Raw genomic sequence first — 26,862 nt, forward strand, 5'->3', positions numbered from 1 at the left:
ACTTTTGCGACTGGAAAACCGATCCATGAACAAACGATTCTCGACACTCACGTCCGTCATATTGATCCTTTCAATCGGGCTGGCTGGATGCAACGCGCCGCAAGGAGAAGACCCCTCTGCCACAGCGTCAGCGCCCATCATTCCAGTAGACGACAGCCTGCTCACATCCTCGGCCGAAGTGGTGGCTGAAAAATGGGCAAGCCTTGCCTTCATGGTCGGCGCGCAAACGGTGGATATCAAGGTCCGCGTGGGCGATTCCGTCAAGAAAGGCGAACTCCTCGCCTCGATGCCGGAAAATGCCCTGCCGCAAAACATCATCAACGCGCAAGCGGACCTCCTCCTTGCGCAACAATCGCTTGACAATTTACTCGCCTCTGAAACCGCGTTGGCGCAAGCGACCATTGCCCTCCGCGCCGCGCAGACAGCATACGACAAAGCCTTCGACTACCGCGACTCGTTGAACGACCCCATCACGATCACCGAGGTCACAACCAAGGTGGAAGACACCCCGTTCGGCAAGGTGGAGGTGCCCGTCACAAAAGAATATCAGGGCTACGCGGATAAGGAAACGATCGCCAAAGCCGAAGAAGACCTTGTGCTCAAGAAAGGACTGCTCGACGACGCGCAACGCGCTCTGGACCGCCTGACCAACATCAAAGACTCTCCCGATGTGATCGCCGCGCAAACCCGCATCGAAGCCATCGAAGCGGTCTTGAACCAGTCCAAATTATTCGCCCCCTTCGATGGCGTGGTGGTGGAAACCTACGTAAACACCGGCGAGATGGTTTCACCGGGCGCGCCCGTGGTGTTGATCGCCGATCTTACAACACTGCAGGTGCAAACCACAGACCTCAACGAGGTGGATGCCGCGCGCGTCCAAATGGGCGACCCGGTCAGCGTCACGTTTGACGCGCTGCCCAATACGGAAGTGAACGGCAAAGTATCCAACGTCTCCTTGAAGAATGCCCCGGGGTCCGGCGTGTATTTCAATGTTACGATTTCGTTAGACGAAATCCCCGAACAGTTGCGATGGGGAATGAGCGCGTTCGTCGAAATTCAAGCCTCGCGCTAAAAAGACAAATCCTTCACGATGAAAATAGGTTACAAAATCTGATAATCTTCTTGTGAGTTATCGGATTTCTGCATAAAATTTAAGCGCCCGACAATATTTTTTCAAAAGGAGATGCAACCCCATGGTTACCGTTGGTCTTTACTACGATGTGATCCTCGGCAAGGAAAAGATATTCGAAGAGGCAGTGGATAAAATTCTCGACCTGCTGTCAAAAACCCCTGAACACGTGAACAGCTACCTGTACCACCGCGTGCGCGAACCAAACTCGTACGCGATCATTTCAGAATGGTCGTCGAAGGATGCCTTCAGTTCCTTCGTGCAGAGTGATGTGTTCAGGCAAGTGACCAACTGGGGCAAGGCGGAACTTCTTGTGCGACGCCCCAGCCATAAAGTCTACGGTCACGAACGCGACATGCGCTAAACGCATGAACATCCCATGAGCACAACCTCATCCAAGGTGGCGGCGCAGACAGGGTCAGCCGAAGCGACATATCGATTCGCGCGCCTCTTGCGGTTATCAACGTTTCAAATCGGCTCCGCATTGGGAGATATCCTCGTCACCAGCGTATGGAACCGCATTATGATCAACGAATTGGGGCTGAACGCCGCGCCGGTGGGATTGTTGATCGCCCTGCGCTACCTGCTCGCGCCTCTCAGCCTGCTGGCTGGTTATTGGTCCGACACGCGCCCATGGCTGGGATTCCATCGCACGCCGTATGTCTGGGGCGGACGACTATTGATCGTCCTTTCCTATCCGTTGTTGCCTCTCAGCCTGTCGCGCTTCGTCGCCGATCGCAACGATCCAAGCGGCTGGCTGATCGCCATCGCCTGCTTCCTAATGTACGGCACCGGCACGTTGCTCTCCGGCGGAAACTTTCTTGCCCTCGTAAGAGATTCTGTTCCCAAACAACGCCAGGGGTTCGCGGTCAGCGTGATCGAAACGGCGCTGATCATCATGTTCCCGATCGCGGCGATCAGCCTCGGCAGAGCCATGCGCGAATTCAACCTCGACACGTTCTGGTCGGTATCTCTCGCGGTCATGGCGATCAGCGCGTTCTTCTGGTTCTTCGCTGTTGCCGGAATCGAACGCAGGTTCGCCAACCCCCGCGCGGGCAACGCGGAATCCACCCTCCACTTCGGCAAAGCGCTCCGCACAATCTGGCAGGATGTGGACACGCGCCGCTTCTTCGCCTTCCTGGCAATCGCCACCCTAGCCGCATGGATGCAAGAGGCGATCCTCGAACCCTTCGGTGCGCACGTGCTAGGGCAGGATATCGAACAGACCACGCGCTACTCCGCTTATTGGCAAACCGCCACCGTGATCTTTCTGATCGGATGCGCAGTCCGCTTCCGCAAGCGAGCCGCGGAAAAAAATACGCGCCTGACCAAGATCGGGCTGGGAATCATGGCGGCAGGAATGGGCATTCTGGCACTCGCCGCGTTTGGCGCGCAACTGCGCTTATTGCAACTGTCACTGCTGATCTTCGGCGCCGGGTTTGGTTTATACACCTTTGGCGCATTCAGCCTGCTCGTCGCCATGACCTCCGACTCGGAAGCGGGAATGTACCTCGGCTTGTGGACGATCTGCGTTCTCCTCTCTCGTGGAGTTGGCATCGCCCTCGGCGGCATTTTCCGCGACGTATTCCTCTCCCTCACAGGTTCGGCAACCACCACCTACGGCTTGATCTTCCTATTGGAAGCCCTCGGGCTTGTAGTTTCCATCTACGCGCTCGCGCGTGTGGACGTGATCGGGTTCGGGCAACGCGTTGGGCGCCTCTCCGCCGACTCTGACCTATCCACCGCCGAACTCGGTTTATAAACCATGCCGATCCTTGAAGCGAAAGCTCTGCGAAAAATCTTCCAACTGGGCGAGCATACCGTTCATGCCCTGGCAGGCGTGGATTTCGCCATCGAAAAAGGCGAGTTCGTCGCGCTCATGGGCAGGAGCGGGAGCGGCAAATCCACGCTCCTGCATCTCATCGGCGGACTCGACCGCCCCACCGACGGCGAAGTGACTCTCGCGGGCATGCAACTCTCCCTGCTCGACGACGACAAAGTGACGCTCGTCCGACGCCGCAACATCGGTTTCATCTTCCAATTCTTCAACTTGTTACCCACCTTGTCTACTGAGGAGAACGTAGCTCTGCCTCTTACCATCGACGGCAAAGATCTGAACGCTTATCAAGAGCAAATCACCACGCTACTTCGACACGTGGGGCTGGAGGGACGGCGCCACCACAAGCCCGATCAACTTTCAGGAGGCGAACAACAACGCGTGGCAATTGCCCGCGCGCTGGTCACACAACCCTCCATTGTGCTGGCAGACGAGCCGACAGGCAACCTCGATTCAAAGAACAGCACAGCCATCATGGAACTTCTGCGCCGTTCATGCGACGAACTCCAGCAAACGACCATCGTCGTCACACACGATCCGCGCGCCGCGGCATACGCCGATCGGGCAGTCTTCCTGCGAGATGGACTCATCGCCAAAGAACTCCGCTTCAAGAAGGCGGTGAAAGTGGCTGAGCGCCTGAGCGCGATTCTCAAAACGATGGAAAACCTCCCCGAGCAGAATTAACCTCGCGTCCGAAAAGAAGCGCGGATGAGAATCAAGCAAAACAATCGCTTCACAGAATCAATAGATCGCGAAATCAGGTTCTTGCCGCAGAGAAACCAACATGATACAAAACATCCTGCTGGCGATCCGCTCGTTGATTGCCCGCCCCCTGCGCACACTGCTCACCACCTTTGGCATTGTGCTTGGCGTGGCAGTGATCCTTAGCATCAACATCACCAACCGAAGCACGCTTGCCGCCATCACGCGGTTATTCAGCGAATCCTCCGGCAGAACCAACCTGGTGGTCACCAACGCCGACCTAACCCTGGGTGGATTCGACGAGGGGATTTTGTATCGTATCGAATCGGTTGCGGGCGTGTCTGCCGCCGTGCCGCTTATCCAATCGCAGACCCTGCTCGCCGACGATTCCCAACGCAATGAATTCAATGTCAGTTTCTTCGGCATTGTGCCGGGCGGACTGCTGGTATACGGCATCGACCCGGCAAAAGACACGCTGGTGCGCGATTACAAACTCGAAGCAGGCACGTTCCTCACCGAAGACCTCAACGAATTTCACATCGTGCTGGCGCGCGAGTTCGCCGAAGAGAACAACCTACAGTTGGGGAAGAGCGTCACCATCCGCACACCGGCGGGGAGCGCCCGCTTGAAGATCATCGGCTTGATCTCGCGCGAGGGACCGGGACAGTTAAACAACGGCGCATTCGGAGTCGTTCCGCTCGACACGGCGCAAAAAATCTTCGAACGCCCCAACGAACTCGACCAGGTGGATATCCTCGCCGCAGAGGAAAACCGCTCGCCGCAGGAACTGGACGCGCTGAAAACCGCCCTGCAAGACCGCATTGGCGTGCAATATTCAGTGATCTTCCCCGCCACGCAAGGCAAGCGCGTCTCGCAAATGGTGAGCGGATATCAAACCGGCTTGAACATTTTCAGCATCATCGCCATCTTTGCGGGGGCATTCCTGATCTACAACGCCTTTTCGATGACCGTCATCGAACGCACGCGCGAGATCGGCATGTTGCGCACGCTCGGCATGACCCGCTGGCAAGTGATGAAACAGATCCTGCTGGAGGCGGTCACGCTCTCCATCGCAGGCTCTGCCATCGGCATCGGTTTGGGAATTTTACTCGCGCGAGGGTTGATCCGCGTGACCGAGGTTTTCCTCGCGCAAGATGTGAGCGATGTCGCCATCCCCGCTTCGGCGCTGGTCACCAGCGCGGGCATCGGCATGATCGTCACGCTCTTGGCAACGGTCATCCCCGCGTGGCAGGCGGGGCGCATCTCTCCGCTTGAGGCGTTGCGCATCCGCGGCAACAGCGACGACACCACAGCCATCCAACGCGGACTGCGAGTGGGCGCCGCCTTCATGCTGATCTCGCTCATCGTGATCTTTCTGCTCCCCATCCCCGAACCGTTTGGAAGCCGCATCAACAACATGGCAGTGCTCGGCATGATGTTCGGCGGCGCGTTGCTCATCCCCGCCTCGGTTGGTTTATGGGAACGCTTCACGCGCGCCACAGTCCGTCGCATGTATGGGCGCGAGGGGCAACTGGGAAGCCGCAACATCGAGCGTTCGCGCTGGCGCACCGCGCTCACCGTCGCCGCGCTGATGATCGGCGTGGCAATGATCCTCAGCATCCGCGCGGTGACCATCGCCTTCGACCGCGACATCCGCAGTTGGATCGACGTGTATATCGGCGGCGACCTCTTCGTGTTCTCCTCCATCCCCATGCGGAACGATCTACAGGCGAAGTTAGCCGCTGTCCCCGGGGTAGACGCGGTGACTCCCATCCGCTACCTCGACATCAAGCGCGTCAAACCCGACGGGGAAACTGAGCCGCTTGCCCTCACCGCCGTCGACCCCGCGTCGTATTCGCAGGTCACCTCGTTCGCGTTCACCGACAGCGTAGGCGAGCCGGCAGACTTCCTTGCCCAACTTGCCGGTGGGGATACCATTTTCATTTCGAGCGTGCTCGCCGAAAAATATGGGTTAAAGCAGGGCGATACGCTTACGCTGAAAACGAGGCGCGGTGAACGAAAATTCAAAATTGCCGCCATTGTGGTGGATTATTACAATCGCGGCATGGTCGTGCAAGGCAGTTGGCGCGACTTGAAACGATACTTCCAGGTCAACGACGCCAGCGCGTATCTTGTGCAAGTGGAGACAGACGCCGACGAAACCGCCGTGCAACAACAGATCGACAAACTCTACGGCAAGCGCCGCAACCTGACCATCCAATCGAACCAGACGCTGAAATCCAGCGCGCTAAACCTGATCGGGCAAACCAGCAGTCTGTTCGATGTGTTGGCGTTCATCGCCATGATCGTCGCGTCGCTGGGCGTGGTGAACACCATGACCATGAACGTGCTCGAACGCACGCGCGAACTCGGCATGTTGCGCAGTCTTGGTATGACGCGCTGGCAGATGATCAAGATGATCCTTGCCGAAGCCCTGCTCATCGGCGTGATCGGCGGCGGACTGGGGTTGCTCTTCGGCTTGTTCCAATCGCGGGTGGTGATCTCGACCGTGAATTCCACAGCGGGCTACGACCTGACCTACATCCTCCCCACGCAGGGAATCGTTGTGAGCCTGATCATCGCGTTGTTCGTCTCGCAATTGGCGGCGATCCTCCCCGCGGCGCGCGCGGCGCGATTACGAATCATCGAGGCGATTCAATTCGAATGAAATCGTACATCACCCCGCTGGATGCTGAGAGTCAAGCCGCCAAGTCAGACGTGGGCGGCAAAGGGCTGAGTTTATTATGGATCGCCCAGCAGGGATTCCGCACCGCGCCGGGCTTCATCGTCACCACCGCAGCCTTTCTGGACGGTCAATTCGGGAGCGCGGCGCTTCAACCCGAAATCGACGCGACGATTCGCGCGGCGTATAAAAAACTTGGCGGGCGCGTCGCCGTCCGTTCTTCGATGGTCGGGGAAGATGGCGCCGAGGCTTCGTTCGCCGGTCAATTGGACACTCATCTCAACATCACAGGCGCGGACGAGGTTGTGAAAACCGTCCGCGCGTGTTGGGCGTCGATGTTGAACCCGCGCGTCAGCGAATATATCAAACAACACAACGGCATCTTCGATGTTTCGATGGCGGTCGTGGTGCAACGGATGGTGGAGGCGCGCGCGGCAGGTGTGGCATTTTCCGCCGACCCGATCTCCGGCGAGGACCTGGTCGTTATCGAAGCAGTGCGCGGGTTGGGCGATGTGGTCGCCTCTGGCATGGTGAACCCGGATCGCTGGGTCGTTTCGGCGGAGGATCGAATCATCGACTCGCTGACACATTCGGCGGACGCTCCCTCGCTGACCGAGGAGCAGGCAGTCGAATTTGCGCGTATCGTTCGGCAGGTGGGGGTGAAAGCCGGCTCGCCCCAAGATGTGGAATGGGCATGGGATGGGCGCGATTTTCTTCTTTTGCAAGCCCGCCCGATCACCACGCTTCAAGACCGCGACACGTACTCCAACCGGTTCGTTTCTGAAATGGTGCCGGGGTTGGTCAAACCGCTGGTGTGGTCCACCACCACAACCGCCATGGTGGACAATGTCTTCACACGCATCTTCGATGAACTGCTGGGCAAAGGCAGGGTGGATACGTCCAAACTGGTGCGGCGCATCAACTCGCGGGTGTACGCCAACGTGACCGTGCTCGGCAAAGCCTGCGAAAAGATTGGCTTGCCCGCCAACTTCTTCGAGACTGTCACGCGCGGCGAGAAGCCAACCAACGCGCGCAGATCATTCTTCTCTTTTAACAACCTCCCTGAAAAAATCCGTTTGATCCGTTTCGTGTGGCGGAACAGCCGCATCGCGCCCAGCGCCGAGACGTTCATCTCGCGCCGCCATACGGAACTCGAGCCGTTCCGCCGGTTGGAAACCTCCACGCTGGGGATCGAAGAATTGCTAGCCGCGCTCGAGCAGTTGAAGAGGTATCATAAAGAAGCGCAGTGGAATGTGTTCATTACAGCGTTGAATATGAGCGTGCGCAACCGCATGCTGGGAAGGATGGTTCAGCGCAACGCGCCGGAGGTGTCGCCTGGCGACTTGTTGAACGGCTCGTCGCCATCTCATGCGCTTGGCGCAAACCAAGCCTTGCTGGACATGGCGAACCTCGTCCGCGCTTTGAACAGCCATGAAAAACAAATCATTGCCGCCGGCGAGACCGCCGCGATTCAAGCATCGCTGAACAGGAACGAGGATGGCAAACGCCTGCTTGCCGCCATGGAAAATTTCAAAGCGCGGTTTGGTTTCCTCAGCGCGAACGGCACCGATTTTTCACTGCCCTCCTGGCGCGAAACGCCGTCGATGTTGTGGCAGATGGTGGGCAGGCTTGCCAACCAGCCCAACCCCACCTTTACCAATACGGCGGAACGGCAGGCGTTCGCGCTCAAAAAAGTGAAATCGCATCTCACGGCGGTTCAGCGCAGGCGGTTCGAGCGCCTGCACGCCGCAACGCTGAAGTACATCGATCTGCGCGAACGCGCCAGCCAGTTGATCTCGGAGGACGCGCATCTCATGCGGCGCGTGTATCTCGCCCTGGCAGAACAATTGGTCACACGAGGAAAACTCCGGGCGCGTGACGATATTTTCTTCCTCAGCCACGAGGAAGCGCTGAGGCTTGCCCGCGAGGGGATGGACGAGGAGGAGGCGAATCGGCTGGTGGCGGCGAGGCAGTTTGAATTGGCGAGAGACGCGGAGTTCGATCCGCCGGAGGTTATTCGCGGGGGCGTATCGGTCCGGCGCGGTGAAACAGTCGAGGGCGAATCATCCGATGTGTTAACCGGCATCAGCGGGAGCGCGGGCGTGGCGCTCGGGCGGGCGCGGATCGTGCGCGACCCGGCGCATGCGCCCCAGGACCTAAGCCGCGAAGATATTCTCGTGGTGCCCTTCACCGATGTGGGCTGGACACCCCTGCTGGCCGGCATCGGCGGCATTGTGGCAGAAACGGGCGGGCAACTTTCGCACACCGCCATCGTGGCGCGCGAATACGGCTTGCCAGCCGTGGTCAGCGTGAAGCGCGCCACGCAACGCGCGCGCGAAGGCGAATGGATTCTTGTGGATGGCGCGCAAGGGCGCGTATATTTGAATCAGGAGGCTCAACCATGAATACAAGTTTGGTCTTGATAGCGGCGGGGATCGGCTATCTCTTTGGCTCGGTCTCGTTTGCGCGCGTGGTGGCGCGGCTCTTTGCGCCGGGCATCGACCCCTCGAATGTGAGGCTCAGCATTCAAAACACCGATGAGAAATTCCAAGTGGGCGTGACGAGCGCGACCACGCTTTCGATGCAGGGAGGTCCGAAACTCGGGTTCCTCACCGCCATGCTCGATATGCTCAAAGTGGCTCTGCCCACGCTGTATTTCAAAACGCAATATCCCGGCGAATTTTATTTCCTCGTCACCGCGCTGGGGGGTATGGTCGGTCACGTGTGGCCCGTGTGGTATCGCTTCAAAGGCGGGCGCGGATTGACCGCCGTGTACGGCGCCATGTTCACCGTAGACTGGGTTGGCACATTCGTCACCTTCTTCGGCGGGATGCTGTTGGGCATCATCGTGATCCGCGATTTGCTCGTGGCGTATCTCTCCGGCTTGTGGTTGTTGGTGATCTGGCTTTGGTTCCGCACGCACGAGATGGCGTATGTGTGGTACGGTCTTGCCGCCAATTTGATCTTTCTTTTTTCGATGATCCCCGAGATCAAACAATACCTCGACTTGAGGCGGCGCGGATTTGGCGCGGATATCGGCGAGACGGTGCAACTGACCGGCATGGGACGCGGCATCTACCGCTTCGCCAAGCGATTGAAGCTGATTCGCGATAGCAAGTGAATCCACAGCCTGTAGTTTTTCTCGGCGGCTTCCTCAGCGTTCCCGCCATCTACGCGGGGATGGCGGAGGAGATCGCGCGCGTCAGCGGGCAACGAGTCTTCATTGCGCAGGCGCGCACGCATCATTGGCTGACGACGGTCACTGCCGCGGGCTGGGCGCTCGTCATCCGCAAATTGGATGAGGCGGCGCGCGAGGCGGTGAAGTTTTCCGCCACCGGCAAAGTGACAGTTGTCGGTCACAGCTCGGGCGGAGTGATGGCGCGGCTGTACCTCGGCGCAAAGCCTTTTAGCGGGCGCGCGTTCAACGGCGCGCAATGGGTGGATACGCTGGTCACGTTGGGAAGTCCGCATTACAACCATCGCGGCGGCAGGTTGCGCAACCGGGTCAATGCCATGTACCCCGATGCGTTCTTCGCGCCGCAGGTGAAATATATTTCGGTGGCGGGGAAATCCCTGCAAGGCAAGCGCGAGGGTTCCTCTGCGGAGCGTCGACTCTATGGCGTATACAAACGCCTATGCGGAGACGGCTCTGCATGGGGCGACGGGTTCGTGCCGATCGAGTCCGCTTTGCTGAAAGGGTCCGAGCAGATCGTGCTGGAGGGCGCGCATCATTTTGGCTTGAAAGGCAATTTATGGTACGGGACGCCGTCCCTTGTGGAGGAGTGGTGGAGGGCGGTTGGGTAGTCACGTAGTTGGGTAGTCTGATAGTTGCGTAGCTGGATAGTTTGAGAGCATCCATCGCAAGAAGGTGACTGTGACGCATCGAATGAAAATTATCATGATCTGGTTGTTGTTGATGTTGATCCTCGGGTTACTCACAACCAACGTTTTTCTGTATCGGGAACTACGAAAATATTACGCCTTGCTCTACAATTCGCAACTCGACCCCATCGGGCTGTCATATTTTCAAGAGGCAACGGACCAGACCACCAGAGACAAGCCAACGGTGGTTTTCTACGGCGATTCACGAGCGGCGCAATGGATCGCCCCCCAGACTGACGAGTACGCTTTTATCAATCGAGGGATCGGCAATCAAACGTCGGCGCAGGTGTTGCTCCGATTCGAGGAGCATATTCAACCCCTGCAACCCGATGCGATCATCCTCCAGGTTTGCGTGAACGACCTGAAAACTATTCCGCTGTTTCCCGACTCAAAAGATGAAATCATCGCCGCGTGCGAGAATAACATCGAAGCGATCATCCAGAAATCGCGCGGGCTTGATTCGGTTGTCATCCTGACGACGGTCTTTCCCACGTCTGGGAATGTTCCGCTCGCGCGTCGCCTCGTCTGGTCAGACGAAGTCTATGAAGCCATCGACCGGGTCAACGGCTTCATTCTGAATTACCAAGCCGAGGGCGTCGTCGTTTTCGACGCGGCGGGCATCCTTTCGAACCCTGAAGGCAACGTGAAAAGCGGATACGCGCGCGATCTTCTACATGTAAATGACGCTGGCTACAGCGCATTAAACACTGAGCTTGTAAAATTACTGGAGAGTCTCAAAATACCAAAATGAAATCTCATCGCATCGCTGTCTTTCAAGCGTTATTCGTCGTATTCCTCTGGGCAACCTCCTGGGTGTTTGTCAAAATCGGGCTGCAAGATATACCGCCGATCACCTTTGCAGGGCTGAGATATTTCACCGCCTTCCTCATTCTGGCAGTGTTCTTACTTTTCAGCGAGGCAAAACATGAGGTAAAGCAACTCTCGAAAAGGATGTGGCAAAGACTAGTCCTGCTCGGCATCCTCATGTACGCCGCCACGCAGGGAGCGGTCTTCGTCACGCTGGACTACCTCCCCGCAGTGACAACCAACCTGCTGATGAGTTTCAGCACGATCGGCGTGGCGACGTTGAGTATTTTCTGGCTTTCCGAAAAACCAAACTGGTTGCAGTGGGGTGGCATCCTGCTGGCGATCAGCGGCGCGATGATCTACTTCCTGCCGGTCTCCATTCGGCAAAGTCAAATGGTCGGCGTGATCGTCGGCCTGGCCGGCATGACGACAAATGTGATTTCATCTGTGCTGGGCAGAGAGATCAACCGCGCGGAGGCGCATCATCCCCTTCTTGTGACAGTCATCAGCATGGGCGCAGGCTCCATCCTTTTACTTGTGGCGGGCTTTGCCATCGAGCAACCGCCGGTGATGACTCTGCAAGGCTGGGGCATCATCCTCTGGCTGGCGCTGGCAAACACCGCCTTCGCCTTTACACTGTGGAATCACACCCTCCGCACGCTGACCGCAACCCAATCCAGCGTCATCGGCGGGACGATGATGATCTGGGTTCCCATCCTTGCCTACTTATTCATCGGAGAAAACATCACGAGCAAAGAAATTATCGGCTTGGTCGTAACAGGCATAGGGACATTGATCGTGCAACTCAGGAAATTTCCATCGCCGAGGAATCTAACAGACTCATAAAAACAAATATCCCGCCGACTCTCGCCAGCGGGATGAATATCCAATTCTCTAATTCTCCAAGTACAAATTACCACCCTTCGACAGGCTCAGGGCAGGCTTACCAATTACACACACCCCAATCTCTAATCTCTGCTCTTCTACTTCTCAAACACCCACCGATCCACATCCCTCGTCCAATCCACGAGTTCATCGTTCTTGAACCACAACGCAGTTTCGCGGACGCCAGTCTCGGGCTTATCCGAAGCGTGGATGAGGTTACGTCCCACCTCCAGCGCAAAGTCGTGACGAATCGTGCCGGGCGCCGACTCGACCGGCTTGGTCGAACCCACCGTCTGACGGATGGCGGCGACCGCGTTCGGTCCCTCCCACACCATCGCCATCACCGGCGCGGACGTGATGTACGCGATCAAACCGTCATAGAACGGCTTCCCCTCATGCTCCGCGTAATGCTGTTTCGCCAGATCCAAACTCACCTGCATAAATTTTGCGCCGACCAGTCGCAGTCCGCGCCGCTCAAAACGAGCGATCACCTCGCCGACCAATCCGCGCTGCACACCATCGGGTTTAACTAACACGAGCGAACGTTCCACAGATTCCTCCAAATAATAATTTTAGACCTCACAGGTCTTCAAGACCTGTGAGGTCTGATTTAACGAAGTAACTCTTCCGCTTTCGTATACGAATCCAACGCGTCCTGCAAACGGTTGGCGCGCATATACGCGTCGCCCAACGATTGCCAAATACTCACCTCGACCGGGTAACGGTACAATGCCTCGCGCAGGTCGAAGATCACCTCATCGAGATACTTGCCTTTCTTGATGAGCTTCGCATACGTCTCGAGCGCGCCAGGGATGTTACTGCGCGAGAGTTCATTACGCGCGTTGCCCAGCGTCATATCGACAGGCGCGGTCAACATGCCCGTCGCTTTGCGAGTGACAGGTTCCTGATAGGTGGATACCGGCGTTGCCGGGCGCGGCTCCGCCTTCTTTACGGCGGGTTTGCGCGGCGCGGGCTTTGGCTCCGCTTTCGGTTCTTCCTTCGGCTCCTCAAACGATACCGGCGCCGGTGTTTCGGCGGGTTGCCATTCCTCGGCGCGTGTCGGTTCGATCTTCGTCGGCTCGGCAATCGCCTCACCGCTATCGTCGCTCAACCATGAGGGGAGTTCGCCGGTCAGCGGTTGTTTGTCTTCTTCATCGACTCCGCTCAACCAACTGGGCAGACTGCCGGTATTGGGCCGCGGCGCCTCTTCCAACTCAGCCACCGGCTCGCCTTGTCCCTGCCATTGTTCGTCTGCGCTCGCGCTCACAGGGAGTTCTGTTTCTGCCGCCACAGCAGAGTCGCCCTCCCCAGCGCTTTGCAACCATGAAGGTAAATCGTCACCTGTTGCGGGTTCAACCATAGGCTCGGGCGTGGTCTCCGACTCTTCCAGATTTTGCAACCAACTCGAGACATCAACATCTCCCGAACCAGAAAGCGGCTCAGATTTAGGCTCATCCAAGCTCTTCAGCCACATGGCAGTTTCGTCGGCTTTACTTTCGGCAACCGGCTCGCTTGCCGGGGTTTCCGCGTCCAGATTCTTCAACCACATGGCGGTTTCATCGGCTTTACTTTCGGCAACCGGCTCGCTTGCCGGGGCTTCATCGTCCAGACTCTTCAGCCACATGCCCGTATCCACCGCAGATTGCGACTCTTGCGCCACAGGCATTTCCACCGGTGCAGACTCACCGGTTTCCTTTGCTAGTTTCACCCAATCAGGCTCTTCCGCCGAACGTTCCTCGGGTTTCATCAACAACCCTTCGGTGGAACCTTGTTTGACGGCGAGGCTCTCCAACCACGCGAAGGCATCGTCTTCGGCGCTTGGAACTTTTGCCGGCTCTTCCACCGCAGGCGCGGGTACTTCGGCTGTCACTTCGGGCGCCGCCATCGTCGGAACACTGGCTTCGGGCTGAGGCTCATCAGTCAACCCCTTCGCTTGCTTCACCCATTCCGGTTCTTCCGAGGAGCGTTCCTCGGGTTTCATCAATAACCCCTCGGTGGAGCCTTGTTTGACAGCCAGGCTCTCCAGCCACGCAAAAGCATCATCTTCCGACTGCGGCGTCAAGCCAGCGGCGCCCATCGGCGCCGCAACAGACGGACCTTCCACCGCTGTGGGTTGCTCTCCCACCCCATCGAGAAAGTTGAGTTCCTCGGCAGGTTGGGCAGGAGTGGGCATGGCAGACTCGCTTTCCATATTCTTTAACCAATCCGGTTGATCGCTCGCAGTGGGTTGACTCACACTCTCGGTGCCTAACGATTTCATCCAGTCCGGCTGTTCAGTCGCGGCAGGCTGGGCATTTTCTTCTTCAGCGAACGACTTCATCCAATCCGGTTGTTCGGTTGCGGCGGGTTGTGCGGCTGGTTGCTCTTCGCCAAATGATTTCAGCCAATCGGGTTGTTCGGAGGCTGAGGACTGCGGCGCGGCGTTAGCCTCTGTGCCGCCCAGCGGTTTCAGCCAATCGGGCTCATCGCTAAACGCAGAGCCTGAGGCGTTCGCCGGTTGACCGAGGTCTTTCATCCAATCTGGAGATTCATCAAAGGATGCCGATTCTTTCCCGGGCAGGATGCTGGGATCGATACGATTCATCCAATCCGGGGTGGATTCGGACTCCTGCGCCGGGACAGACGCGGGCGATTCATCCGCCGGTTTGAGTTGCTTCACCCAATCGGGCATTTCTCCAGCCGCCAGAGGGGCGGCGGCAGTGGGAGGCAGTGTCTCCTCTTCGCTGACAAGAGACGCTTTACTTTCATCGAACTCGCCTGTCGATTGACCCCAGCCGGCATCCTTCAGAAAGTCGGGGATGTTGTCGTCCGATGGTGAAACAGCCGCACTGGCGAGTTGAGGCGGAACTTGAGTCTCCGTCTCAAATCCTTTATAGAGCCAGGTTGGTTCAGGTTCATCTTTCGGCTCCAGGCTGATCCCGCGTGATTCGCGCCAATCGGCCGGCATCCCCACAGGCTGGCCGCTCCAATCGAGTTTCTCGATCGAGATGGCAGAGTCGGGCGCTTTGGAGGTATCGAAGAGCGAGCCGCTCACATGCGCGGCGTAGGGGTCAAGTTCAATCACCCGTTGACGGTACGCTTGCACGTTGTCGGGTTTATCCGCGCTGAAAATTTCGACGAGCACGGCATTGGCATCGTAACAATACGGATACCGCCTCAACAAGGAGGAAGCCGCTTCCGCGGCGTCGGTCTTTTGCCCGCTTTTGTAATGGGCTTTTGCCAGCAGGGCGCTCATATCACTGCGCCCGGGATCTTCGGCAAGCACGCTCTTGATTTCAGAGATCGCTTGCGGGTACAACTCCCCTTTCACATACATCTGGGCAAGCGCGCCGCGCGTCATGCGAATGCGCGGAGACGGCGAATCGCCTCGAGCCATATACAGTCGTTGCAGTTCGCTTTGCACGGCGGCGTTCGAGGGCTGGGTTTCAAAAGCGCGCTCCATGTGCCAGATGGCATCATCGAGTTTATTCTCCTCATCGCGGATGATGCCCATGCCCACATGCGAGACAAAGTCGCTCGGCGCGCACACGAGGACGCGCGAGAAAATATCCACAGCGTCGCCGTATTTTTTCATTTCGAGGTACGCCTTGCCGAGCAGGCGGTACGTGTCAAGATGTTTTGGATGAGATTTCAGGATGTGAAGACAATGAGCCACTACCTCGTCCACCTGACCGCGGTCTAACATGGTTTCGATTTCGCGGTTGTATGCCCGCAGGGATATTTTCGCCATGAGTGTCAACTCCTGCCGCTATTATAACTCACCTTAATTGTAGAACAACGGCAACGGCTGGACGTCATCTGCGCTACATGTATGCCCGGCGAGAGTCATTTCGCGCGCCTCCGCCAGTTTCGCCTCATCGTCGGCGTGGATGGTGAAGAGCGGTTCGCCCTTTTGAACTTTATCGCCAACCTTGTGATGGACGACGATGCCAACCGCGTGATCGATCGCATCGGATTTCTTCGCGCGTCCGCCGCCGAGGATGACCGACGCCTCGCCCACGCTTCGCGCATGGACTTGGGAGAGGCTCCCGTCCATCGGCGACTCCACCACCTCGACATATTTCGCGCGCGGGAATTTGGAGGTGTCGTCCACGTAGGACACGTCGCCGCCCTGCGCCTGCACCAACAAGCGGAATTTCTCGAGGGCAGAGCCGTTCGCCATCGCTTTTTCGGCTTGGGCGCGCCCGTCGCCCAAATCTTTGGCGCGTTTGCCGATCACCAGCAAGTGGGCGCACACATGCAAACAATGTTCGCGGAAGTCATGCGGACCTCCGCCTTTCAAGGCTTCAATCGCTTCAACCACTTCAAGCGAATTCCCCACCGCATGTCCCAACGGTTGATTCATATCGGAAAGCAGGGCAATTGTTTCGCGCCCCGCCAGCTTGCCGATGTCCATCATGAGTTTTGCAAGCACACGCGCTTCATCGAGAGTTGCCATGAACGCGCCGAGTCCCACCTTCACATCCAGCACAATTGCTTGCGCCCCGGCGGCGATCTTCTTGCTCATAATAGATGAAGCGATCAGCGGCGTCGAAGGGACGGTTCCCGTCACATCGCGCAGGGCGTACAGTTTTCCATCGGCTGGAGCCAACGCCAGGGATTGACCGGTCAACACCGCGCCGATCTCTTTGAGTTGTTTTTTGAATTCTTCGGTGGATAAGTCCACGCGGTAGCCGGGGATCGATTCGAGTTTGTCGAGCGTGCCGCCGCTGAAGCCCAGTCCGCGCCCCGACATTTTGCCGACGGGCAGTCCGCACGCCGCCACGGTGGGAAGAACCGTGATACTGGTCTTATCTCCCACGCCGCCCGAAGAGTGTTTGTCTACGGCGAGGTCAACTACGTCGCTCAGGTCGAGCGTGTCGCCTGAATACGCCATCGCCAGCGTGAGGTCGGTGGTCTCGCGCGGCGTCATGCCGTTGAGCATGACCGCCATCGCAAATGACGACGCTTGATAATCAGGCACGTCGCCCGACACAAATCCTTTGATGAAAAATTCGATCTCTTCGCGGGTAAGTTCGATCTTGTCGCGTTTTTTGATGATGATGTCTACAGCGCGCATGGGAGGCTCCTTGTTCAGAATTGCAAATTTATTGTATCCGATTCTGCAAAGTAGGTCACGCTTGAAGCGTGACCTACTTTTATGATTTCACTAATTTGTATCCATCTTTCGCGTCTTGCACCGTCCACCCCAGCGCGGAAATTTTATCCCGCAGGCGATCCGACTCTGCCCAATTTTTATTCACCCGCGCGGCGAGACGTTCTTCCGCCAGCGCGGTCACTTCATCCGAAGGGTTGTCATCCCCTAGAGTCGCCGCGCTGACAACCATCTCCCACACATGAGGCGGAATATCTTTTTCAAGCGGATTTGGAATCTCCACCTCGCCCAACTCGCTCAGTTTGAACTTCGAGCCAGTTGGGTACATCTCCGGGTCACATTCGCGGACAATGGACACACTGCTCACCCCGCTCACTTCGCATTGATTCGACTCAATGTCCACGACGAGACCGGTGTGCTCATCCAAGCCGATGGTTTGATTTTCGACCGGGACGAGGTCGCACCATTCGGCGAAGCGATCCATGCCGATGAAACAGCGGCTCGTGTCGAGGTCCGCGCCGCCTTCGGCGTTGTTCCAATGCGGGATGAATGAAATGTGCAAGCCGAAATCGCCGAAGAGGTTCAACCCATCCACCGCGTGAACGTCCTGCCCCACTTTGTAAATTTCATACACCGGCAGCGCGTGGGCGCCGATGGAAATCGTGGCGGCGGAGGCAAAGATCAACGTGGCGCCGAGGCGATGGCGGGCGCGAATCACATCCCACGCGAGAGTCCCTTGCAAATTGCGAATCGCGTACGTGGGACTGCCCGGTCCCATGAAGATCATGTTTGCGCACAACAATGGCTTTACGATCTCAGGATCATCGGGGCTGAACGCGGAATTTTTCTTGCGGGCAGAGACGACATCCACGATAGGTTTGTAGTTTTGCAAACGAGTCTTCATAAACTCCCCCACCTTGCCAACCACCTGCGACGAGTTCAGTTCAAAACCTGCGGGCGTTTCAAGCAACGCGATGCGAAGCGGATCGTTGATCCGTTTTGCAAGCGATTCAAAAATACGTCCGCCCGCCAGCGAAGTTTCACCCGAGCCGAGAAATGCGATTTGTCCGATCGTCATATCAATTGGATGATGCGGTTAATTCATCTATTACGATTCTTGTTTCAGCAATTCTTTTGCTTTCGCCCAAATCGCATCGAACATTTTCACGGTCAGCCTCCCAGTCAACGTATTTTGCTGGCTGGGATGATAGGAGCAGATCAAGGATGAATTATGAAGGATGAAAGATGAAGACGGCAATGGATACACCGCTCCATGAGAAAATTTCCATTCCGAATTGCGGATCGAATAGATTTTCAAAATTCTCTCGAACGCGATACGACCAAGACAAACGATCACCTTCGGCTTGATAATTTCCAATTCACGTTCGAGATACGGCTGGCAGGTATTCAATTCTTCGAGACTCGGCTTGTTATCTGGCGGAGCGCAGCGCGCGACAGCGGTGATGTATAACTCGTTGAGACGAAGACCGTCGCTTCTCGACGTCGCCTCAGCCTGATTCGCAAACCCAGCCTTGTGCAACGCCGGGTACAAAAACCCGCCCGACGCGTCGCCGGTGAACGCGCGTCCAGTGCGATTCGAACCGTGCGCGCCGGGGGCGAGTCCCACCACGAGGACGCGCGCTTTCGGGTCTCCAAATCCCGGCACCGGCTTGCCCCAATATTCCTGATCGCGATACGCCTTGCGCTTGACGCGGGCGACTTCCTCCCTCCACGCAACGAGACGTGGACATTTGCGGCAGGTTATAATCTCGGCATTCAACTCATCAAGTTTCATACCTTCGATTGTATCAGGAGCCAAGATGAAGCCTTTGCGTAAAAACGTTGCCATTGCGATCGACGGAGGCGGCGTTCGCGGCATCATCCCAGCCAAAGCCCTGACCATGCTGGAGGCTGAGGTCGGCAAATCAGTTCATCAGATCTTCCGACTGTGCGCCGGAACGTCCACGGGTTCGATGCTGGCGGCGGGAATCGCAAGCGGCGCGGACGCAACGAGCCTCCTTCAACTCTATCTTAATATGTGTCCCGTTTTGTTTCGCAGATCATTCTGGACAATGTTGTGGCTGGTTCGCGGCTATCGCTATTCGCGCGAACCGCTCGTTCAGCAATTTGGAGAGATCGTGAAGGGCAAGACTCTCGGCGACTTGTGGAACGCATCCCCTTCGACCGCGCTAGTGACAACCACCTACGACCTCGTCTCGAATCGAACGCGTTTTATCAAATCGTGGTCGGAAGAATATCAGAGTTGGAGCGTGCTAGATGCCGTCCTCGCTTCGTCCGCCGCGCCTACTTATTTTCCAGTTTTAGACGGCCGCTTCACTGACGGGGGAATCGGCTCGTATGACAACCCCTGCTTCTTAGCCGCCTATGAGCTGACACATATCCTGCATTGGAAACATAGCGAGACCACGCTCATCAGCCTCGGCACCGGGCGCGCCCCCGAACATATCAAAGTGGGCGAACCGACTCGCTACAGCGCGATCCAATGGCTGCCAAAAGTTCTTGAAACACACTCACAAGACGCCAGCGACCAACAGATCATTCTGGTGAAAACCATGTATCCCGACCTGGATTTTCGGCGTTATCAGGTCGATCTGAAAGAACCCATCGCCGTGGACGATTACCACAAGTCGCCCGAACTGCTGATCTATGGCGAAGAAATGGGGAATCATTTGCTAAAGGATCAAGTTGATGAAGCCGAGATGGCGCCTGCTCCGCGAGTGCCCAAGATGAACAAAGCGCAGACTACAAAATCAGCATCGCGTCGCCGAACGAATAGAAGCGATAACCCTCGCTGACCGCAGTTGCATAGGCGGCGAGAATCATATCGCGCCCCGCGAACGCGCTGACCAACATCAACAGCGTGGACTTGGGCAGGTGAAAGTTGGTGATCATCGCGTCCACGATCTTGAATTGATAGCCGGGGAGGATGTAGAGAGAGGTGGGACCGAGGAAAGGGAGAATTGGAGAATTAGAGATTAGAGATTCAGAGACTGGAGACTGGAGACTTGTCCTGAGTGAAGTCGAAGGGCTGGCGGCGGATTCAAGCGTTCTCACCGATGTTGTTCCCACCGCAACAACTCTCCCGCCTCGCGCGCGGGTTTCGTTAATTGCATCCGCTGTTTCTTGAGTCAACTCGCACCATTCGCTGTGGATCTTGTGTTCTTCGGGGTTATCTTCATTCACCGGAGCGAAAGTGTCCAAGCCGACATGCAATGTAACATAGGCGACTCTTATACCTTTGACTTGCAACTCTTCGAGTAAGCGCGGCGTGAAGTGGAGTCCAGCCGTCGGCGCGGCAGCGGAACCGGGCTCTTTGGCATAGACCGTTTGATAACGTTCGGGGTCATCCAATTTTTCGTGAATGTACGGCGGAAGCGGCACATTCCCCACTGTGGAAAAATACGGCTCGATGGGTTCGGAGAATCTTATCAAGCGCTCCGATCCGTTCAATTCTTCGATGATCTGAACTTCGGGTCCCTCGTCCACTTTCGCCACCCTGCCTACGCGCAGACCTTTTCCTCCGACCAACGCCTCCCATGTGACTTCATCTCGGCGGCGCAATAACAAGAGTTCCACTCGCCCGCCAGTTTCCTTCCGCGCAAAGATCCGCGCAGGGATGACGCGCGTATGATTCAACACCAGCAGATCCCCCGCGTTGAGGTAATCCGTCACATCGCGGAAGATGCGATGCTCCAATTTTGCACTCTCACGATGCAACACCAACAAGCGCGACGAATCGCGCGGCTCAGCAGGCGTCTGCGCGATAGAAGATTCGGGGAGGTTGTAGTCGAAGTCGGAGGTTTGCATTTCGTTTGAATGATCTATGTCCCTGCATCCAAACGCTTACTGATCAAGCCAGAACAAAGAGAGTTTTTCTTTGAACGTTTTGAATTCAGAATCACCTGTAACCAAAGAGGCATTTAATTCAATAGCTAGAGACGCGGCAAAAGCATCGGCATAGGAAATTGGGTATTTCGCTTTTAGCCATGCCGCGGCAAGGATTCTTTCTTCGGTTGCATCATAGAAAGCAATCGGGAAGGCTTGCAAATCTGCTAATACAGTTTTGGCTTTATCGATTCCCTGCTCACGGCTGACGATATAAACCAACTCTCCAACATTCATCATGCTCATTGCAAGACTTATTTCCCCATCTCCCGCATCTTTTAATAGCTGAGTTACTTTTTCTCCACTGAGCTCAGCCTCAAAATGAGCGACCAAGGCGAATGCGTCCAACACAAAAAATTGCGCCATCTTTATGATCGGAATCGCTTGATCTTGGCTTCTTCACGCGCCAATTCCTCTTTTCGCTCTCTGAGCAGCGCCTGTGTCAGGGATTTCTTCCCCGCGTATTTTCCATATGTCGCTTCGATATGTCGAAGACGCTGCGCCTTCGACATTGCAGGTTTCTTAGCGCGCAAAATCTTTTGGATTTGCCTGTAGGTTTCTGGAGAGAGCTCTATTGTTTTTCCAGCAGGAGTAACCAAGCGTGGAGTTGCCATAGTAAATAGCCTTTCGTTATGCGGTAATTATACACCGAGCGCACGAAGGAGGATTTGGGGAGGTTTGCAATATTATTTTTGTATAAAGCGAGAGATTAAATTGAGGACAATGGTCAACACCACCGACACCAAAATCGAAGATGCAATCGGAAAATAGAACGAGCCGTTCTCGCCTTCGATGCGAATGTCACCCGGCAACCGTCCCAGCGGCAAGCCGAATTTCGCGGCGAGGTAGGCGCCTCCGCCGATAAGGAAGAGGATAATTCCGCCGAGCATCAAGTAGCGGGCAACGGAATCCATGCCTCTAACTTCCGCGTTCATACGGCGATGCGATCTGCACGTCCCCCATTGGATAATGCTTCACATTTCTTGTCACCACCTCAGCGCCCGTAACAAATGCGGTTGCCGCGATCAGGGCATCTGCCAATTCCATCTTGCGCACAGCTCTGTGTTGATTTAAGTACTCTCCCGCTTTACGAGCAATTGCTTCGTCCACATCAATAACGAGAAACAGGTTAAATAATTTCTCGGTTCGCTCTTGTTCACCAGGGCGCATCCCCGCCAGAATCTCCGTCAGGCTCACCACCGACATGGCTAGAATTTCACCGTCTGCCAATGTTTGGGTGAAATACTCGAACGTTTGGCGATGACCATGAAAATGGTCAATGGCAATATCGGTGTCAATCAGTTTCATCCGAGTCGGTCCGCGTCGAATCTAAACGATATCCTTTGCGAATTTCACGCACATACCTAAGCGAGTCGGCGGAAATGTCAGTTCGATCCGCCCACATCCCAAAACTTTCAGCCAGCGCTTCGCGAATCTTCTCGATGGGAGTGACGACCATGCGTCCCAATTTATCAATCGTGATCGCCACCTCCTGCCCCGCAGGTAACGCTTTTCGATATTCATCGGGAATGCTCAACGTATATTTTTGAGTGATCTTCGTAACGACCATGCGAACCTCCGATACAACGCCATTATACAACTGGGCGGGAAAACCCCGCCCCTACAACAACCTCGGCTGACCCTCTTCCACATAATCCAACCCCAAATGCTCATACGCGGACTTTGTCGCGACGCGTCCCTGCGGCGTGCGGTCTAAAAATCCGAGTTGCAAAAGATATGGCTCGACCACGTCCATGATCGTGTCCTGTTCCTCGCTGATGGACGCGGCGATGGTGTTCAAGCCGACGGGTCCGCCGTTGTATTTTTCGATGATCGTCCGCAGGACGCGGCGGTCCACATCGTCGAGCCCGAGCGGGTCCACTTGCAACAAGTCCAACGCTTCTTTCGCGACGGATTGCGTGATCGTCCCATCTGCGCGGACTTGGGCAAAGTCGCGGACGCGGCGCAGGAGTCGCAACGCGATACGCGGAGTCCCACGCGCCCGCTTCGCCACTTCCCTTATGCCTGATTCGTCAGCGGAGACTTTGAGCATCCCTGCGGCGCGCGCGACAATTTGACGCATGGCTTCGATGTCGTAATAATCCAAACGATAGACCGCGCCGAATCTCGCGCGCAACGGCGCGGTGACGAGAGCCAGTCGGGTTGTCGCGCCGACGACAGTAAAGCGAGGCAGTTTGAGGCGCAGAGAACGAGCCGAGGGTCCCTTGCCGATGACGATGTCCAACGAGAAATCTTCCATCGCGGGGTAGAGCACTTCCTCCACCGCGCGTCCGAGGCGATGAATTTCATCAATAAAAATGACATCGCCCGCGCGGAGGTTGGTGAGGATGGCGGCGAGATCGCCCGCGCGTTCGATGGCGGGACCCGCCGTGACCTTGACGTTGACGCCCATCTCGTTGCCCAACACATGCGCGAGCGTGGTCTTGCCCAAACCAGGCGGACCGTAAAACAACACATGATCCAACGCCTCGCCGCGATGTTTCGCCGCATCAATGAGGATCGAAAGATTCTCTTTCACTTGATCCTGACCGATGAGGTCGGCAAGTTGTTGCGGCCGAAGCGCGTTGTCCACGCGGTCGTCGGGTTTCGATTCGGGGTCGAGAGGGCGTTGTTTCGGCATGGAGGGATTATAGCAAATAAAACGGGCGACCCAATGAGCCGCCCGACAGGAAATGACAAACCTAGCCACAGAGCGCGCAGAGATTCTGAGATTTTCTCAAAGGTCTCCGTGTTCTCTGTGGCTAATGAAATTATTCCGATGGCTCGAACGTAACTTCCACTGTCATCCCCCACTTCAGGCGCGGATCAACATCATGCGCCGCGATTCGCACAGTGTAGATCACGTCACCGCCTTGCAACACGGACGAACCGCTGATCTCTGTGACAACGCCATTCATCGTCACATCAGGCAACGCATCGGCAGTGAACGTGACATTTTGCCCAACGGACAATTTCACCACTTCGAGTTCGGTCACGTCGGTCGTCTCGATCACCCACGCGGACGTATCCGCCACGCTCACGATTCGAGTCTCAGGGGAAACCTGCTCGCCCGCTTTGACTGCCACCTCAGCGACGACTCCATCGAACGGCGCGGTGAGAACATAATTGGAAAGATTCGCCTGCGCCGCTGTCACTTGCGCCTGCGCGTTCTCCAAACGAGCGGTTGCCAAGGCAAGTTGATCTTCGTTAACTCCGCTGGCGGAAGTTTCGTATTGATATTTCGCTTCGGCTTCGGTCCCAAGCGCGGCATCCAACGCGGCGCGGACGGTATCGCGCTCACGCGTGATCTCATCCAGATTGCGAATCGCTTCGTTGTAATCCTCCCGCGCGGTTTCGAGCGCGTCTTCGGCAGTCACGCGCTTGGAATTGTCTTTATCCAAATCTTTGTACTTACCAAACTCGTCCTTCGCGTCCTGCAGATCGGCGTTGCGATCTTCCACGTCGGCTCTCGCGTCTTCGATGCGGTCTTCGATGGAGTCAACGTTCAAATCTTCCCACTCGCGCTCGGCTGTCTCGCGGACTTCCTGCGCGTTCATGTAAGCCGTCCATGTGGCGGCGAGATTTGCAGAGCCGTTGCGGTTCAACGAGTCCAACGCTTGTTGCGCGCCGACCAGCTCGAGATTCGCGGCGCGGAATTGCGCTTCCGCGACGCTGGCATTCGAGAGACGCGCCAACTCATCGCCTCTTTTCACCGAATCGCCGATCATCACGTTGACCGATTCCACGATGCCAACTGCTCGAAACGTCAGGTTCGCCGCGTGGACGGGTTCGAGCCGCCCTTCGGCGATCACGCCCTCAGACGCCGCGACGCTCTCCGAAGCAGGAGCAGGCGTCCCCGTCGCCTGATTCGCGCAGGCGGTCAGGATCAAAGCGGCGATGAGGGAGATCATCATAAAAATTTTCGTTTTGTTTTTCATTGCATCCTTCTTTCTGTTTCCATAATAAATTCGCTGGTTGAGTAGGGCGAAGCCCGTATCGAAACCAGCAGGCTAGATTCAAACTTTATATTTCATGAATACTTGTGGTCTCGGTACGCCCTTCGACGCTTCGTCTTCGCTAGCGCTCCGCTCAGCGCGCTCAGGGCTACTCGACCACCGTGTTTACCTGTTTCCTTGTCTACCTGTTTACGTGTTTACCTCATTCATACGCCAACACCTCGCGGATCGTCAGCCGCGCCGCGTTGCGGGCAGGGATGACGCTTGCGAGGGTCGAGAGCGCCAACACCAGCGCGAGCCAGATGACATAACCTTGATACGTGAAGACCACGTCAATTGCCGATTGGAAAATTGCGAGGCTGACGATGGTTGACAGCAAATACGAAAATGGGATGGAAAGAATCACCGCGAGCGCAAACGACATCATGCCGATCACGATGCCCTCGGCGATGACCGTCCGCATTACGGCGCGATCGTCTGCGCCGATGGCGCGCATGATGCCGATCTCGCGCGTGCGTTCGAGGACATTCATGCCCATCGTGCCTGTGAGTCCCATTGAGCCGACGATGGCGGTGAGGATCGCCATGATGAGCAGGAACACGACGAGCGTGTCGAGACTCTCCACCGCCGTATCCAACGACGCGCGTCCCGACTCTGCCACGCGGACTTTGAAACCTTGATCGCGGAAGAATTTATCCAACTCTTCGGCTTTGGCGTCTTGGTAGGCGCGGCTGTGTTCTTCCGTTTCGAGCCTGAATGAATACGAGCGGTTCGCAAGATCGTTCATCTGCGAAACATATTCGTACGGCGCGTACGCCAGCACGCCCTCGCGATCCATGAATTGAAAAATGCCGATCACTTCCCACAGTTCTTCACGCCCTTCGATCTTGAGATGCACCTGATCGCCGACATTGAGATTCGGAAAATATTTACGCGCGCTTTCGCTGATGGCAAGTTTCTTCACATCGTCCGCGCGGATCCAACGCCCATCCAAAAGATTCGGCTGGACGAGTCCGCTGTCCGCGGGCGGACCGAACATGTTGAGATTCTCCATCACGTCCCCATTCGCGTCGAGCAGTTCACCGCTCACGAACTGCCAACCCTCCACGCGCTCCACGCCGTTCACCTTCATCGCAATTTGTTCGATCTCTCGCAAACGATACGGCTCATCGAAATCCAGCGAAACATCGGCGGAAAAATATTTGCTGATCTGCCCGATGTACTCGTGCAACGACACGCGCACATTGAAGACCGCGATGAAGATCGCGCCGCCCATCGTCAGCGTGAACAACGTCAGCATGAGCCGACTCTTTCTTCGGAATGTGTTGCGCAGTGATATGACGAACGGACGCGGGATGTGGATTCCGCGCGCGGCAAGCAGACGCGTCGCCTTGACTTGGATCCAATCCAGCCGCGACAGACGCTTCTCTTCGCCGCTTCGGGCTGGTCGCTCGTCGTCAGCCAACCCACCGCTGAGAGCGCGCAACACCGTGATACGCGATCCGTTGACCACAGGCGCGAGCCCCGCAATGAGCGGAACAAACAAGCCGACGAGGATTTGAATCAGGAACGCCAGCGGCACGATGCGATAGCCGAGCAAATTGAAATTCAGTTCGTTGGCGATGAATTCCGCCAGACCATACGCGCCCGCGCCGCCGAACGGGACCGCGATCAGCAACGCGATGACTCCGAACGCCATGATGAGCGTAATGTACATCACGAAGACTTGATTGCGCTGTCCGCCCACGAGCTTGATCACGCCGATGTGCCGCAAGTGTTGGTTCAACAACGCGCTCAACGTGTTGGCGATCAACGAACTGGAGAGGAATACGATCAAAATTCCCAACGCCAACAGGATGCCGAGCACCGCGTTGATCGTATCTGCCAGCGGATGCTTATGCGATTCGGAGAACCGCGAACGGACCACGAGTTGTCCGTTCTTTTCGAGTTTGTCTTTCAACGCCGCCCCCACCTCGCGGA

The 26,862-nt window shown here is 56.6% G+C and carries 25 protein-coding genes; 11 read left to right on the forward strand and 14 right to left on the reverse strand.

Features of this window, described 5'->3' with window-relative positions; all coding sequences use genetic code 11:
* Nucleotides 1-25: 25 nt before the first annotated feature.
* The 10 genes from AC16KF_RS09030 to AC16KF_RS09075 all read left to right on the forward strand — a co-directional run bounded on the left by AC16KF_RS09030 (nt 26) and on the right by AC16KF_RS09075 (nt 11,886).
* On the forward strand, nt 26-1,072 hold the full coding sequence (locus AC16KF_RS09030; RefSeq protein ID WP_484036980.1) for an HlyD family secretion protein: 1,047 nt from the start codon (nt 26-28) through the stop codon (nt 1,070-1,072).
* A gap of 121 nt (nt 1,073-1,193) precedes the next feature.
* Nucleotides 1,194-1,493, forward strand: coding sequence for an antibiotic biosynthesis monooxygenase family protein (locus tag AC16KF_RS09035; protein WP_484036981.1), 300 nt, complete (start codon nt 1,194-1,196; stop codon nt 1,491-1,493).
* A gap of 15 nt (nt 1,494-1,508) precedes the next feature.
* The gene (locus tag AC16KF_RS09040) at nt 1,509-2,891 is read left to right on the forward strand and encodes a BCD family MFS transporter (protein ID WP_484036982.1); all 1,383 of its coding nucleotides are present in this window, start codon (nt 1,509-1,511) and stop codon (nt 2,889-2,891) included.
* Between the two features lie 3 nt (nt 2,892-2,894).
* Complete coding sequence (locus tag AC16KF_RS09045) at nt 2,895-3,650, forward strand: ABC transporter ATP-binding protein (RefSeq protein ID WP_484036983.1); 756 nt, start codon at nt 2,895-2,897, stop codon at nt 3,648-3,650.
* Between the two features lie 100 nt (nt 3,651-3,750).
* Entirely contained in the window at nt 3,751-6,336 is a 2,586-nt protein-coding gene (locus AC16KF_RS09050) for an ABC transporter permease (RefSeq protein WP_484036984.1), read from the forward strand.
* The gene (locus AC16KF_RS09055; protein ID WP_484036985.1) at nt 6,333-8,756 is read left to right on the forward strand and encodes a PEP/pyruvate-binding domain-containing protein; all 2,424 of its coding nucleotides are present in this window, start codon (nt 6,333-6,335) and stop codon (nt 8,754-8,756) included. Before AC16KF_RS09050 ends, AC16KF_RS09055 begins: the two co-directional genes overlap by 4 nt.
* On the forward strand, nt 8,753-9,472 hold the full coding sequence (locus AC16KF_RS09060) for a glycerol-3-phosphate acyltransferase (RefSeq protein WP_484036986.1): 720 nt from the start codon (nt 8,753-8,755) through the stop codon (nt 9,470-9,472). The genes AC16KF_RS09055 and AC16KF_RS09060 overlap by 4 nt, the downstream gene beginning before the upstream one ends.
* Nucleotides 9,469-10,155, forward strand: a complete 687-nt coding sequence (locus AC16KF_RS09065; RefSeq protein WP_484036987.1) for an esterase/lipase family protein — start codon at nt 9,469-9,471, stop codon at nt 10,153-10,155. Before AC16KF_RS09060 ends, AC16KF_RS09065 begins: the two co-directional genes overlap by 4 nt.
* Before the next feature lie 82 nt (nt 10,156-10,237).
* Nucleotides 10,238-10,984, forward strand: coding sequence for an SGNH/GDSL hydrolase family protein (locus tag AC16KF_RS09070; RefSeq protein WP_484036988.1), 747 nt, complete (start codon nt 10,238-10,240; stop codon nt 10,982-10,984).
* Nucleotides 10,981-11,886 carry a DMT family transporter gene (locus AC16KF_RS09075; RefSeq protein ID WP_484036989.1) on the forward strand — a complete coding sequence of 302 codons (906 nt, stop codon included), beginning with the start codon at nt 10,981-10,983 and terminating at the stop codon, nt 11,884-11,886. Before AC16KF_RS09070 ends, AC16KF_RS09075 begins: the two co-directional genes overlap by 4 nt.
* Nucleotides 11,887-12,023: 137 nt before the next feature.
* Here AC16KF_RS09075 and ndk read toward each other — a convergent pair whose 3' ends face one another.
* From ndk to AC16KF_RS09100, 5 genes are all read right to left on the reverse strand, one after another.
* Nucleotides 12,024-12,476, reverse strand: a complete 453-nt coding sequence (ndk, locus tag AC16KF_RS09080; protein WP_484036990.1) for a nucleoside-diphosphate kinase — start codon at nt 12,474-12,476, stop codon at nt 12,024-12,026.
* Between the two features lie 59 nt (nt 12,477-12,535).
* Nucleotides 12,536-15,655: a tetratricopeptide repeat protein gene (locus AC16KF_RS09085; RefSeq protein WP_484036991.1), complete on the reverse strand. Its 3,120-nt coding sequence runs from the start codon at nt 15,653-15,655 to the stop codon at nt 12,536-12,538.
* A gap of 33 nt (nt 15,656-15,688) precedes the next feature.
* Nucleotides 15,689-16,984 (reverse strand): thymidine phosphorylase, encoded by a 1,296-nt coding sequence (locus AC16KF_RS09090; RefSeq protein ID WP_484036992.1) that lies wholly within the window; start codon nt 16,982-16,984, stop codon nt 15,689-15,691.
* A 79-nt stretch (nt 16,985-17,063) separates the two neighbouring features.
* Nucleotides 17,064-18,098, reverse strand: a complete 1,035-nt coding sequence (locus tag AC16KF_RS09095) for a type 1 glutamine amidotransferase family protein (RefSeq protein WP_484036993.1) — start codon at nt 18,096-18,098, stop codon at nt 17,064-17,066.
* A gap of 30 nt (nt 18,099-18,128) precedes the next feature.
* On the reverse strand, nt 18,129-18,815 hold the full coding sequence (locus tag AC16KF_RS09100) for a uracil-DNA glycosylase (protein WP_484037005.1): 687 nt from the start codon (nt 18,813-18,815) through the stop codon (nt 18,129-18,131).
* Between the two features lie 25 nt (nt 18,816-18,840).
* Here AC16KF_RS09100 and AC16KF_RS09105 point away from each other — a divergent pair, with 25 nt between their 5' ends.
* Nucleotides 18,841-19,836, forward strand: coding sequence for a patatin-like phospholipase family protein (locus tag AC16KF_RS09105; RefSeq protein ID WP_484036994.1), 996 nt, complete (start codon nt 18,841-18,843; stop codon nt 19,834-19,836).
* Here the strand turns inward: AC16KF_RS09105 and queA are convergent.
* The 9 genes from queA to AC16KF_RS09150 all read right to left on the reverse strand — a co-directional run.
* Nucleotides 19,784-20,848 (reverse strand): tRNA preQ1(34) S-adenosylmethionine ribosyltransferase-isomerase QueA, encoded by a 1,065-nt coding sequence (gene queA, locus AC16KF_RS09110; protein ID WP_484036995.1) that lies wholly within the window; start codon nt 20,846-20,848, stop codon nt 19,784-19,786. The two genes, AC16KF_RS09105 and queA, sit on opposite strands and share 53 nt — an antisense overlap.
* A 36-nt stretch (nt 20,849-20,884) precedes the next feature.
* A complete protein-coding gene (locus AC16KF_RS09115) occupies nt 20,885-21,292 on the reverse strand; it encodes a PIN domain-containing protein (protein WP_484036996.1) in 408 nt (135 codons plus the stop codon).
* A 2-nt stretch (nt 21,293-21,294) separates the two neighbouring features.
* Complete coding sequence (locus AC16KF_RS09120) at nt 21,295-21,540, reverse strand: hypothetical protein (RefSeq protein ID WP_484036997.1); 246 nt, start codon at nt 21,538-21,540, stop codon at nt 21,295-21,297.
* Nucleotides 21,541-21,612: 72 nt separating this feature from the next.
* Entirely contained in the window at nt 21,613-21,840 is a 228-nt protein-coding gene (locus AC16KF_RS09125) for a DUF2905 domain-containing protein (RefSeq protein ID WP_484036998.1), read from the reverse strand.
* Nucleotides 21,841-21,844: 4 nt separating this feature from the next.
* Nucleotides 21,845-22,234 (reverse strand): PIN domain-containing protein, encoded by a 390-nt coding sequence (locus AC16KF_RS09130; RefSeq protein ID WP_484036999.1) that lies wholly within the window; start codon nt 22,232-22,234, stop codon nt 21,845-21,847.
* Nucleotides 22,221-22,496, reverse strand: coding sequence for a hypothetical protein (locus AC16KF_RS09135; RefSeq protein ID WP_484037000.1), 276 nt, complete (start codon nt 22,494-22,496; stop codon nt 22,221-22,223). Before AC16KF_RS09135 ends, AC16KF_RS09130 begins: the two co-directional genes overlap by 14 nt.
* A gap of 51 nt (nt 22,497-22,547) precedes the next feature.
* Entirely contained in the window at nt 22,548-23,567 is a 1,020-nt protein-coding gene (gene ruvB / locus AC16KF_RS09140; protein ID WP_484037001.1) for a Holliday junction branch migration DNA helicase RuvB, read from the reverse strand.
* Between the two features lie 130 nt (nt 23,568-23,697).
* Nucleotides 23,698-24,864, reverse strand: coding sequence for an HlyD family secretion protein (locus AC16KF_RS09145; protein ID WP_484037002.1), 1,167 nt, complete (start codon nt 24,862-24,864; stop codon nt 23,698-23,700).
* Nucleotides 24,865-25,084: 220 nt separating this feature from the next.
* A partial coding sequence (locus AC16KF_RS09150) for an ABC transporter permease (RefSeq protein ID WP_484037003.1) occupies nt 25,085-26,862 on the reverse strand: 1,778 nt, incomplete at its 5' end.

The organism is Candidatus Defluviilinea gracilis, from assembly GCF_057138825.1.